At 39.2% G+C, this 12,338-nt stretch carries 16 protein-coding genes; 1 reads left to right on the top strand and 15 read right to left on the bottom strand.

Annotated elements, in window-relative coordinates:
* Nucleotides 1–245 precede the first annotated feature (245 nt).
* A complete protein-coding gene (gene katG, locus LK994_RS13825; RefSeq protein ID WP_262907833.1) occupies nucleotides 246–2,459 on the top strand; it encodes a catalase/peroxidase HPI in 2,214 nt (737 codons plus the stop codon).
* 88 nt (nucleotides 2,460–2,547) lie between these two features.
* On the opposite strand, the gene LK994_RS13820 is transcribed toward katG, so the two are convergent.
* The 15 genes from LK994_RS13820 to sucC form a co-directional block, all read right to left on the bottom strand.
* A complete protein-coding gene (locus tag LK994_RS13820; protein ID WP_229760686.1) occupies nucleotides 2,548–2,904 on the bottom strand; it encodes a helix-turn-helix domain-containing protein in 357 nt (118 codons plus the stop codon).
* 1 nt (nucleotide 2,905) lies between these two features.
* Complete coding sequence (locus LK994_RS13815; protein ID WP_229760685.1) at nucleotides 2,906–3,199, bottom strand: type II toxin-antitoxin system HigB family toxin; 294 nt, start codon at nucleotides 3,197–3,199, stop codon at nucleotides 2,906–2,908.
* Between the two features lie 69 nt (nucleotides 3,200–3,268).
* Nucleotides 3,269–3,787, bottom strand: coding sequence for a hypothetical protein (locus LK994_RS13810; protein ID WP_229760684.1), 519 nt, complete (start codon nucleotides 3,785–3,787; stop codon nucleotides 3,269–3,271).
* A gap of 89 nt (nucleotides 3,788–3,876) precedes the next feature.
* The gene (locus tag LK994_RS13805; RefSeq protein ID WP_229760683.1) at nucleotides 3,877–4,443 is read right to left on the bottom strand and encodes a DUF4256 domain-containing protein; all 567 of its coding nucleotides are present in this window, start codon (nucleotides 4,441–4,443) and stop codon (nucleotides 3,877–3,879) included.
* Nucleotides 4,444–4,496: 53 nt separating this feature from the next.
* Nucleotides 4,497–5,072: a YdeI/OmpD-associated family protein gene (locus LK994_RS13800; RefSeq protein ID WP_229760682.1), complete on the bottom strand. Its 576-nt coding sequence runs from the start codon at nucleotides 5,070–5,072 to the stop codon at nucleotides 4,497–4,499.
* A gap of 5 nt (nucleotides 5,073–5,077) precedes the next feature.
* Nucleotides 5,078–5,467: a DoxX family protein gene (locus LK994_RS13795; protein WP_229760681.1), complete on the bottom strand. Its 390-nt coding sequence runs from the start codon at nucleotides 5,465–5,467 to the stop codon at nucleotides 5,078–5,080.
* Nucleotides 5,468–5,474: 7 nt separating this feature from the next.
* A complete protein-coding gene (locus tag LK994_RS13790) occupies nucleotides 5,475–5,939 on the bottom strand; it encodes an SRPBCC family protein (protein ID WP_229760680.1) in 465 nt (154 codons plus the stop codon).
* A gap of 1 nt (nucleotide 5,940) precedes the next feature.
* The gene (locus tag LK994_RS13785; protein ID WP_229760679.1) at nucleotides 5,941–6,261 is read right to left on the bottom strand and encodes an ArsR/SmtB family transcription factor; all 321 of its coding nucleotides are present in this window, start codon (nucleotides 6,259–6,261) and stop codon (nucleotides 5,941–5,943) included.
* A gap of 175 nt (nucleotides 6,262–6,436) precedes the next feature.
* Entirely contained in the window at nucleotides 6,437–6,877 is a 441-nt protein-coding gene (locus LK994_RS13780) for a VOC family protein (RefSeq protein ID WP_229760678.1), read from the bottom strand.
* A gap of 1,012 nt (nucleotides 6,878–7,889) precedes the next feature.
* Nucleotides 7,890–8,393: a hypothetical protein gene (locus LK994_RS13775; RefSeq protein ID WP_229760677.1), complete on the bottom strand. Its 504-nt coding sequence runs from the start codon at nucleotides 8,391–8,393 to the stop codon at nucleotides 7,890–7,892.
* Between the two features lie 118 nt (nucleotides 8,394–8,511).
* A complete protein-coding gene (locus tag LK994_RS13770) occupies nucleotides 8,512–8,895 on the bottom strand; it encodes a hypothetical protein (protein ID WP_229760676.1) in 384 nt (127 codons plus the stop codon).
* A gap of 118 nt (nucleotides 8,896–9,013) precedes the next feature.
* Complete coding sequence (locus tag LK994_RS13765; protein WP_229760675.1) at nucleotides 9,014–9,790, bottom strand: hypothetical protein; 777 nt, start codon at nucleotides 9,788–9,790, stop codon at nucleotides 9,014–9,016.
* Between the two features lie 205 nt (nucleotides 9,791–9,995).
* Entirely contained in the window at nucleotides 9,996–10,502 is a 507-nt protein-coding gene (locus tag LK994_RS13760) for a GNAT family N-acetyltransferase (protein ID WP_229760674.1), read from the bottom strand.
* 13 nt (nucleotides 10,503–10,515) lie between these two features.
* A complete protein-coding gene (locus LK994_RS13755) occupies nucleotides 10,516–10,896 on the bottom strand; it encodes a hypothetical protein (protein ID WP_229760673.1) in 381 nt (126 codons plus the stop codon).
* A 173-nt stretch (nucleotides 10,897–11,069) separates the two neighbouring features.
* On the bottom strand, nucleotides 11,070–12,281 hold the full coding sequence (sucC, locus tag LK994_RS13750; protein ID WP_229760672.1) for an ADP-forming succinate--CoA ligase subunit beta: 1,212 nt from the start codon (nucleotides 12,279–12,281) through the stop codon (nucleotides 11,070–11,072).
* Between the last annotated feature and the right edge of the window lie 57 nt (nucleotides 12,282–12,338).

Raw genomic sequence — 12,338 nt, 5'->3', positions numbered from 1 at the left:
CTATACCGAATCGTACAATGAAAGAATGGAGCTAGAAGACATTTAGCGGAAGAACGTGTAATATTAATATCTGACCAATCAAACAATTCGGTAATTTTTGTGTTTTTGCATTGAAAACTTATATCTAAATGCTTCAATGCTTTTGTAATTTAGCATAACTTTGAAAGCATTTCGAAAAGCGTCAAATAAGCCTTCAAAATGTTCATAAACCTATATTACTAACAACTTATATTAATTTTTAAGCAATGGAAAATAACACAAATACTGGTGGAGGGAAGTGTCCGTTTACCAGTGGTATGCTAAAGAGCAGCGCAGGCAGTGGTCCGAGCAACCGTGACTGGTGGCCCAATCAATTGAATTTAGGGATCCTTCGTCAGCACTCTTCGCTATCAAATCCGATGGGAGAGTCGTTTGACTACGCAACCGAATTCAAAAGCATCGACCTTGATGCTTTAAAGAAAGAGATATATGAACTAATGACCACCTCTCAAGACTGGTGGCCTGCAGATTATGGACATTATGGTCCGTTCTTTATCCGTATGGCATGGCATAGTGCCGGTACGTATCGTATCCACGATGGTCGTGGTGGTGGCGGATTTGGCACACAGCGTTTTGCACCGCTGAATAGCTGGCCTGATAATGCCAATCTGGACAAGGCCCGTTTATTATTATGGCCGATCAAAAAGAAATATGGCAGAAAGATTTCGTGGGCTGATCTGATGATCCTTGCCGGTAACTGTGCGCTGGAATCGATGGGCTTTAAGACCTTTGGTTTTGGCGGCGGACGTGCAGATGTATGGGAACCATCTGAAGATATTTATTGGGGTTCTGAAACAAAGTGGTTAGGAGACAAGCGCTATACCGGTAATCGTGAATTGGAAAATCCGTTGGGTGCTGTGCAGATGGGGTTGATCTATGTGAATCCGGAAGGGCCTAACGGTAACCCTGATCCATTGGCAGCGGCTCGTGATATTCGTGAGACGTTTCGTCGTATGGCAATGGATGATGAAGAAACAGTAGCGTTGATCGCAGGTGGTCACACGTTTGGTAAAACACATGGTGCTGCAGATCCGGGTAAATATGTTGGCAGAGAACCAGCTGCTGCAAGTATTGAAGAGCAAAGCCTGGGTTGGAAAAATACTTTTGGCAAAGGAAATGCAGAAGATACTATTACCAGTGGTTTAGAAGGCGCATGGACCACCACACCAACAAAATGGAGCAATAACTTTTTTGAGAACCTGTTTGGCTACGAATGGGAATTGACAAAGAGTCCGGCCGGTGCTCATCAATGGAAACCAAAAGGAAATGCCGGCGAAGGGTTGGTGCCTGATGCACATGATCCTTCCAAACGCCATGCACCGTTTATGCTGACAACTGATCTGGCATTGAGAATTGACCCTGCATATGAAAAGATATCTAAACGTTTTCACGAAAACCCTGATCAGTTTGCGGATGCGTTTGCCCGTGCATGGTTCAAACTAACGCACAGGGATATGGGGCCACGTGTTCGTTATTTGGGTAAAGAAGTACCTGCTGAAGAACTGATCTGGCAAGATCCTGTTCCTGCGGTTACGCATGAACTGATCAATGCTGCAGATATTGCTGCATTAAAAGCGAAAATATTGGCGAGCGGATTGTCTGTGTCTGAACTGGTATCTACTGCCTGGGCATCTGCCTCTACTTTCCGTGGTTCTGACAAACGTGGTGGTGCTAACGGTGCCCGTATACGCTTGGCGCCGCAAAAATATTGGGAAGTAAATGATCCATCTCAATTATCGAAAGTGCTGGATACATTGGAAAGCATTCAAAAAGATTTTAATAGCGCCGGTGGAAATAAAAAAGTGTCGTTGGCCGACCTGATCGTATTGGGCGGATGTGCAGCTATTGAACAGGCTGCAAAAAATGGTGGTCATGCGGTGACTGTACCATTTACACCTGGCCGTACTGATGCAACGCAGGAACAAACCGATGTGGAATCTTTTGCTGTGCTTGAACCGGCTGCAGATGGTTTCCGTAATTATATAAAACATAAAGCGGCTACTGGATCTCCGGAAGCAATGTTGATCGATAAGGCGCAACTGCTTACATTAACGGCGCCTGAATTGACGGTGCTTGTTGGAGGATTGCGTGTGCTGAATGCAAATACCGGTCGATCTAAACATGGTGTATTTACCAACCGCGTAGATTCGCTTACCAATGATTTCTTTACCAACCTGATCGATTTTGGAACAACATGGAAAGCAACTTCAGATGCGAAAGTAGAGTTTGAAGGCAGTGATCGTAAGACAGGACAGGTGAAATGGACAGCAAGCAGGGTTGATCTTATCTTTGGTTCTAACTCAGAATTACGTGCTATTGCAGAAGTGTATGCATGTGAAGATGCGAAAGATAAATTTGTAAATGATTTTGTTGCTGCATGGACTAAGGTGATGAATTTAGATCGTTTTGATCTTGTTTGATCTTAATATTGAATGCATAACAAGAAGGTGGTTTGGCAACATACCACCTTCTTGTTGTTTTACGCAGTGGATGTTACCAGAAGCAGCCTTAGTAAGCTTGGATTAAAACTTCGGTAGGAATATTTAACCTATCGTGAAGTTGTCTGATCATTTCAAGTGAAAGTTTTCTTTTCCGATTTAAAATTTCGCTGGCCCGGCTTTTTAGTCCCACAACATTTGCTAAATCTGTTTGACTATATCCAAGTTGCTCCATTCTGAATTTAATTGCTTCTACAGGGTCGGGGAAGTTTATTGGGAATTTTTCATTTTCATATTTTTCAATTAACATTCCCAATATTTCTAACTCATCACCTTTATTTGTACCCTTTTTTGCATCAAAAATTACATCAAGTCTTTCAAGAGCTTGTTCGTAATCTTTTTTTGTTCTAATTGGTTTAATGTTCATTTTAAATTGTTTTAGCATTTATTTTATCATACCCGGCATGTGTGCCAATAAAGCGAATCCAAATCATTTGATAGTCGTAGTTAATTTTTACTATCAGCCTGTAATGATTTCCTTTAATATTAAATACAATTCTGTTGCCTGGTAAGAAACTTGCACTTGGGTACTCGGCTTTTATTTCATTCGGAGTTGTCCATTCGGCTTTTGCAGTTTCCTGATACCATGCCTTTAATTGCTGTTCACTGTCTGGATGCACCTCCCAGAAGTCTCTTAAAATTTTCTTTGCGATAATTCTCAACCTTTGCCTTTTGACAAAGATAATAAAAGTTCCCAAAATGGGATAATTTATTTATCCTTCCTGCCGGATCTAGCGGATGTTTTTTAACGTTATCTCGCTCACTTCTGCAACACACTCGTCTTTGTAATAAGGGCAAACAGCATGTAACACTTTATATTTAACGGTTGCAATTTCAAGACTAAATACTTTGATCAGTAGCGCATTCACGGGGCCTGTATTCCTGGTTTGATCCATTTTTATCAAATATTCTTTTTCAAAGGAAGAACGTTGGTCCAATAATTTTTTAGTGGTTGTTCCGGATGAGTCTTTTGAGAAACGAACAGCATAAAGTTCAAAACTGTTGCACAAAGTATCCAATACTTCATTATAGCTGGCAAGTTTTTGTTTGCCTAATGCGAAGCAATATTTTTCGAAACTGAAAGGGGCCTGGTTCTCTTTGCGTTTTAAAAGTATCAAATCACCAGACTTATCAACTAACCCTGATTGGTAAATTGTGCTGAATTCAACAAAATGATACTGCGTAGCATTCTGTGCTTTACAAGAAATGATTAGTAGAAAACAGCTGAGTAGTAAAAGAAATAATTTCATATGCCTGCTTGAAATTAGGAAGTAGCCAAAAATAAGGAATGAGAAACCATTAGTACATCATCAAATTTTCAAATCTCCAAATCTTCAAATCACACCCTCAGTACTCCACGGAATGCTCTTGCAGCGTAGTAAGATTCTGCGCCGTTGTGATATACAAAAACAGTGTTGAAGCGACGATCTCCGAAAATGGCACCGCCGAGTTTTCTGATGGCAGGTGGTGTTGTGAGCCAGCTGGAGGTTTTAGTATCAAATTCTCCCAATTGCTGCAATGCCCGGTATTGTTCTTCTGTTAAAAGTTCAATGCCCATGTCGGCAGCCATTTCAATGGCACTGTTTGCAGGTTTATGTTCTTTTCTTGATTCTAATGCTTCATGATCATAACAAATACTTCTGCGGCCTTTAGGGCTTTCTGCGGAGCAGTCAACAAAAATATATTCATCAGTCTTTTTATCAAAGCCAATAACATCGGGCTCTCCGCCGGTGCTTTCCATTTCGTCGAGTGACCAAAGTTTTCCGGGATCGGCTTTTAGTTTTGCTTGTATTGCTGCCCAATCAAGTCCTTTATGACGTTGCATGTTTTTTTCAAAACGGGCTTTTAATATGCGGAGTAGTTCATCATTTTGTTCAGATGATAATTTCTTTTTATTGCTTTTCATGTTTTTGGTATTGATGATATGGTCTTTTTTAAATTTTTATTTTTGACTAGATATTAATCATTTAATCCCTTTCCGTTTAGAATATCCGGGATGCATTTTTCAACCCTTGCCTCACGGGTTTTGGATTGTTTGGGTTGAGAGAAATAAAAAATATACGCTCTTTGCCGTCCCGGTGTTAATGCGTTGAAAGCTTTTTTTAACCCCGCTTTTTTATTTAACTGTTGTTGGAATTCTTCAGGGATATTGAATTCCGACGTCTTTTTTAAAGTTACTTTTAAGCCGGCTTTTTCTACTTCAATGGCTTCATAAATATAAGCTTTAAGGGTAGCTTTTATTTTAACGATATCCTTCACATTGGTGAAGCGTATCTGCCGTGCTGCCTGCACGTTTGCTGTTTGTTGTATCAGTATATGCCCGGTATCTTTTAATAATGCTCCTTTGAAAAACAATACTGCACAGTACTCTTTAAATACGTGTATTAAAACAATATTGCGTTTATCAAAAGTGTAACAAGGAGAGCCCCATTTCAATTCTTCAATGAGTCCACAGTCGAGAACGATCTTTCGCAATAAGCCGATCTCTTGCTGCCATTTGTCTTTGCTAAAATAGAAATCAACCTTGGGGTTCATGTTGTTCATTTATTAAAATTAACTGAAATTATTTTTCTATCCGCCGGTCTGAAATACCAGGATATCATTGTTAGAATCAGTAATAATGTTGGTCCGAAAAATTCTTTAGTACCATCACCAACAGCTATATGAGAAAAGATAGCACCCGACATAGCGAAGAAGAATCCTGCATAGGCCCATTCTTTTAACAAAGGGAATTTAGGAACAAGGACTGCTATTACTCCCAGGAATTTCCAGATGGCCAGTATAGTGAGTAAATAAATAGGGTAGCCTAAATGAGTAAACATGGCCACTTCTTCTTTCATTTTAATTAGCTGCACTATTCCGGTTGATACCATCCCTAAAGCAAGCCATAGCGTAGCAACCCAATAGATGATCTTATTTCTTTTTGTCATACGGTGTTTATTTTAATTTGTTTACGATGTCTTGTAACCGGGCATGTGCCATATTGATGCCTTGCGCAAAAGGCAGTTGCAGCATCTGGTTCCTCGATTCTATCGATCTATATATGATCTGCATAGTAAGTTTGCTGGTATCGTCGGTGAGTTTTTCAAACGCTAAGAATTCGAGCTGAACAGGAAAAGGCGTGTTCTCCATTTCAAATGTTCGTGTGATTTTCTGATTGGGAACAAACTCATGTATCACTCCATTGAAGCCATGTTTGTTTCCCTTAGGATCGGTTGTTTCAAATTGATAACTGCCGTGTCTTTTATTTTCCAGTTTCAACACTTTTGTTCCCATCCATTGTTCAACGATGTCCGGCTCCACATATGCTTTAAATAATAATTCCAGCGGCAGCTCAAATTCTCTTGTTATCAGCAGATCCTGTTTGCCATCTTCAGCATGTATCTTTGTTTTCAGTTCCATATTATTTGCTTTTGTATTTTTTCATTACTGATTCTAATTTGTTGAACCGGTCGTCCCACATTTTACGGAATGGCTCAATGAAGTCGGAAACTTCTTTCATTTTTTTTGCATTGATGTGATAGGAGATCTCTCTGCCGCTTTGCGTGGGAGTAAGCAATTCGCATTCGGTGAGTATTTGCAGGTGTTTAGAAACGGTTGGCCTTGCCGTATCGAAGTTGGCTGCTATGGCACCCGCTGTCATTGATTGTGACGCCACCAACAGCAGTATGGCCCTTCTTGTAGGGTCTGCGATGGCCTGAAATACATCTCTTCTTAAATTCATTGTGTAGCTATTTGGCTACAAATATAAGTGTCGTTATTTGGCTACGCAAGTTTTTTGCATTCTTTTTTGTGATCTGTGCCGGAATGGAAGGGTGAATTACAGCAGTATAGTAGGGTTGGTAATTTTCTTCGCCTTGTTTTGTGGCACAGGAAACAGGGTAGTGGTTGTTCTTCGCTTATACTTTTCCCTTATACTTCGGGTCAAAGTCTACCATCCATTCAATGCCGTATTTGTCTCTGAACATGCCAAAATATGACCCCCAGGGGCTGTCTGAAATAGGTACTTCAATTTCTCCACCAGCCGAAAGTCCGTTAAATAATTTATCCGCTTCTTCCTTGCTTTCTGCACTGATTGAAATTTTACTTCTGTTCTCTCTTTCGTTTACTTTTCCCAGGAATTCCGGTACATCATTTCCCATCAATACATTAGTTTTTCCTATGGGCAAGGCAATGTGCATGATCTTGTTTTCGTCACTTTCTGCTACAGGAAATTCGGCGCCTGCCAGATCTTTTAAACGAACCACTTTTGCAAACTCTCCGCCAAATACGGATCTGTAAAACGTAAAAGCTTCTTCGGCATTGCCGTTGAAGTTGATATGAGGATTAATTAGTGCCATTGGTTTTGTTTTTATCGTTACTCAAAAATACCATTTAAACACTGACAAATGAGGTGTGATGGCGTCAAAAAAGAGGGTGTCTGCGTCAGGTCATAGTGTGGTTATGTTGTGTTTGAGGATATCATTACGTCGGGGTTTCACGGTTAAAACAATATTGCAGTGAGACTAAACTGTGAAAACCCCGACGGCGAAGAAAATGGCGGAAGGTATATTGAAGGTTGTTGGTCAGGCGACCAACAACGGCATAGAGTAAACTAAAACAAGCCTTTATTGTAAACCCGCCTTTCGACGGGTTTTTTATTGTTTATACCTATCCTGGATTGGTTTTAAATCTAACTAAGCTATGTTACTCAACCTATCCTGATTACGTTAGTGACCATACCTAGATAAGTTACCTAACCTAACTAAGATACGTAGATGATATAAGTAGGATAGCTTACCAAACCCAACCAAGATAGGCAGATAACATAAGTTGGATAGGTTACATAACCTAACTAGGATATGTTGATGACGTAAGTAGGAAAGGTTACCCAATCTAACTAGGATAGATAGATGACGTAAAGAGGATAGGTTACCCGATCTAACTAGGATAGATAGATGACGTAAAGAGGATAGGTTACCCCATCTAACTAGGATATATAGATGACGTAAAGAGGATAGGTTACCCCATCTAACTAGGATATATAGATGACGTAAAGAGGATAGGTTACCCCATCTAACTAGGATACATAGATGACGTAAGTAGGATAGGTTACCATTCTTTTTTAGTTTAAAATATGTTGCTATTCAGAATGCCCCCCCGCCTGGTCTCTGACCAGCAGGATTGATATGCCACTGTAATATTTGATGAAATGTTATATGGAGATAAGAGGGCTCTTTTAAAATTGTGCCGTTGGTAGGAGACCAGACGGCGGCATGTTATACTTGTTACAGTTGGCTTATGTGGGATATTGAAACACCTACAGCGGTGGAAAAAGCCCCAATAGCATAAAGCCCCATGATGTGCGAAGTTTTATGCATTTTTTTCAAAGCCTAGGTCGATTGCCGGATATTTTTTAGAGTTAATATTTATCGCTTCTTTAACCTCTTCATATGTTTTATCGTAAAAGGTAAGATCTATTTTGTAATCTTTCTCATCGTTTTTTACCTTGAGTATGATAAAATGAAACGTGCCAGCCTTAGTCGTTTTCTCTTCTTTGATATAAAAATACCAGAAGTTTGACCAATCGATAAAGCCAGTTTTTAAACTCCAAATGCCTTTCGAATTTATTATTAGTTTGATTCTTTTATCAAAGACTTTGAACCAATAGTAAATTGACATGCCATATATGAAAAAAACAAGCAGTATCATTAGGTAGTTAGTTTCGTTGATAAGTTTTTTCCAATTGTCAAGCGACTCAGTCAAAAGTCCAATACATGGAATTGATAACAAAATTGCAAGAATTATTGGCCGTTTATAGCTTCCTCTAACAACCAGTTCTTTTGGCTCGTTTAGAATAGTTTCGTTCCTGTTCATTAAATTGATAGATATGTTACTTCAAAATTTCTTATTCTTCGCCTTGGTTCGTGGCACACGAAACAACATTAAGCTTGCCGTTTCGTGTGCCACGTACCGGTGCGGCAGTTGGCTGCTGTTACTTGTCCGGTACGACTTCTTCATCAACTATTTTTTTGAAAGTGTATATCTTTTTAACCTTATTTTTTGGACTTGTAAATTGAATTTCTGCAGTGAAGTTATCAACAAATTTTACCTTACCATTTTCAATACTTTTATCTGCCCAAGTTATCACAAGGGTTGCTTGTTTATTGAATGTATATGTACCAATTTGAGGAGCTTTATCCCAAATATATTCACCAGCAAGTCCAGCCCTTTTTTCGATAGTTCCATTCTCTTTTATGAAAAATGAAATTGCATTCGCTGAATCACGGAAAAGCCATGAGCCAACAATTTGTTTCGACTGGGAATAACTGTCAATTGTAGAAAAAAATAAAATGATGGTCAGGAGTTTTTTAAGCATATGTTGAATTATAAATCTGAAAAATATTTTATTTTTTTCTTCGCCTTGGTTCGTGGCACACGAAACAACATTAAGCTTGCCGTTTCGTGTGCCACGAACCGGTGCGGCAGACAGTTATTCAAGTTCTGTCTACCTTTTTGTCTAGAGAATTTATATAATCCTCGATAGTTTCAAATCCAGGCGGTATGTAAACCCATCCTTTTTCTTCGTCAGTAAAATCAAAGTCTGCAATTCTATCTGGAATAACGGGTTGGGGTGTGACTTTTCCTAAGTAACCGTTGAACAGATGATTGATTTTACATTCACCAACTTTGCTACGCAATTCATGCCATCTATCATCTTCGTCGAACCCATCCTCAATGTAAGAGTCCATTATCCATCCCCAAATTTCAAGTTCAGCATCATCAATCGTTAAACCCATAGTTGTAAAGTGTTCACGGGTATAATATTGTTGTGGGTCTACATGAATACCTAAAACTAAGTAACAGTCATACACAATTTCAAGAAGATTTATAAAGTGAACTCGACAGCATGAAACGATGTCTTTATACTCCAATTTATCTTGGTCTTTGAAGCGATATTCTGATTCTCCTCTGTAAAAAGAGCCTCCTACAACTGGATTTGGTCCACCGTGAACATTATCGTTTCTTACCTCTAAGATGAATTTAGCAAGTGGGTCAGATTTTAGAGCTGCTTGCTTCGGATTATACCATTCATCAAATCCAGAAATAAATTTGAATCGCTGTAGCGCTAATGTAATTGCTCTGGATGATGATAGGAATGCGGTTAAATAACAAGAAAATTCAAACCAATTGCTTTTAGCTTCAATCATTTTCCTGAGAAAAAATTCAGTCTCATTAACCTTTTGGTCTACTATGTCAAAGGAGTACGACATGTTTTTATGATGTTTGCTAATTACCTACAACACATAAATATATGACATTATGTGCCGCTGTTAAAAAATATATTTAGTTAAAAATCAACCTTTTAGTCTTATACATTTTGTATTGTTTATAGCGCCAATGACATTTGTTATGCTACAATTTCTTTCCTTATCAAGTCATTTAATGCACTGGTAATATTGATCGGTTGTTGTTGTGTTAGCTTATCCAATGTTGTTTGTCGATGGTCATATTTATGGCTGTCCAGGTATTTTCTTTTACGGTTGATGTAAATATTTTATCCGGATTTATGGTAAAGCCAACTTTTTCATAACACTTGATGGCGCTTGTATTCCAGTCGTACACATTGAGTTCTGCTCTTTCTTTGCCAAGTGTTATGAATGATATTTTCAATAACTCATTTATTATTTGCTGACCAAGTCCTTGTCCACGTTTTTGTTTGTCGCCAATGAGGATCCTGCAAATTTTCATTGTCTTGTTATCGTCTGACGGAAAAAGTTCGGCGTGCCCGATAGGTGTTTTACTTGATTGGTCTACCACCTTAAAGGAAAGTCTTTGTTTGTCATTTGTATAGGCTTCCAATTGTTCTATTGTTAGTGGGAATGAAAATATTGGTCCGCCGAATTGAACCAATATTTCTTCGGTATCGATCCAATTAATCAATCTTTCAAAATCTGTTCTTTCAAATGGTTCAAGTGTTATCATGCTGAATGGGCTGTTAAGAGTTGATCTTATAAAATAGATAAGGGGCGATGGCTACCCAGATAGGAATGAATATCCAAACACGGCCTTTTAAAATATTGTACTCTGCCAAAAGATTAGATAGAGCGTTGCCACGGGCAAGACCAAAACCAAATTCGAAGAGCAATGTAAGTGCCAACCAAAGCAGGCCAATATAAACGGCCTGCTCTCCGGATCGGGGAGGGATCATTTTTACAATACAATTGATGTATACACCAAACATGATGATCAAGGAAATGGTTGAGACCTGATGGGCTGTTAATTCGCCAAGATATTTTTTATACCATAGGTCTCTTGCTGTGCCATTGAGGATGGCTATCAGGAGCATTGGGAACCAGCAAAGGAAATAGGTAAACATGTCTATAAAAGTAATAAATGTTGAGATAATCTTCGCTTTGATAAAAGCTCAATAATGGTATGCCGTACAAGTGAGTGACACAACGATGATGACCAAAGCAAAAATGTTTGTTCCATAAAAAATCCCATCCGCCGCGGCGGATGGGATTCGAGTATTATAAAAACGTTTGTAAATTATGCTACTGCTTTATTCACCAAAGCTGCTGCTTCGCTTAATAAGATAGCACTTTGTACTTTTAAACCGCTTTTGTCAATTAATTCTTTTGCAACATCTGCATTGGTTCCTTGTAAACGAACAATGATAGGGATGTTGATAGTTCCGATAGAATTGTATGCATCGATGACACCTTGTGCCACACGATCGCAACGAACGATACCACCAAAGATGTTGATCAATATTGCTTTTACTTTAGGATCTTTTAAGATGATACGGAAACCGGCTTCTACAGTTTGTGCGTTGGCAGTACCACCTACGTCCAGGAAGTTAGCGGGTTCACCACCACTTAATTTGATCATATCCATGGTAGCCATTGCCAAACCGGCACCGTTTACCATACAACCTACGTTACCATCTAATTTTACAAAGTTCAGGTTGTGTTTGCCTGCTTCTACTTCGGTAGGATCTTCTTCATTCACATCTCTTAAACCTGCTACATCGGGGTGACGGGTTAGAGCGTTGTCATCAACATCCATTTTACAATCCACCGCAATGATCTTATCATCACTTGTTTTGAAAAGAGGGTTAATTTCCAGCATGCTGCAATCTAATCCTACATATGCATTGTACAGATTGGTTACAAATTTTACGCAGTTTTTGAAAGCATCTCCGCTTAAACCTAAGTTGAAAGCGATCTTACGTGCCTGGAAACCTTGTAGTCCACCACCCGGGTAAACCCATTCTCTGAATATTTTTTCAGGAGTATCGTGTGCCACGTCTTCAATGTTCATACCACCTTCGGTGCTGTACATGATAACGTTCTGGCCTTTGGCTCTGTCCATCAATACAGACAGGTAAAATTCTTTTACCGGGTTAGGGCCATCATAATATACATCCTGTGCTACTAATACTTTATTGACTACTTTACCTGCAGGTCCTGTTTGGATGGTTACCAATGTACCGCCGATCAGGTTTTGTGCGATCTCTTTTACCGCATCGCCATTTTTACCAACAGCCACACCACGTTGGTCTTTACCTACGATGGTTCCTTTACCACGTCCGCCGGCGTGAATCTGCGCCTTAACTACAGCGAAGTTGCTGCCGTATTGTGTTTTAATTTGTCTGTAAGCTTCCTCAGCTTCACCGGGTGTATTACAGGCAATGCCTTCCTGTACCGGAACATTGTACTTTTTTAAAAGCTCTTTGGCTTGGTATTCGTGAAGATTCATTTTTTAAAAGTTTTGGCGAAGATAATAAAGTGTATTGAGTTATGATTTCCGGGTTTG

Origin of the sequence: Ferruginibacter lapsinanis, from assembly GCF_020783315.1 — a bacterium.
Lineage (GTDB): Bacteria > Bacteroidota > Bacteroidia > Chitinophagales > Chitinophagaceae > Ferruginibacter > Ferruginibacter lapsinanis.
This window is presented reverse-complemented; position numbering and strand designations above follow the sequence as displayed.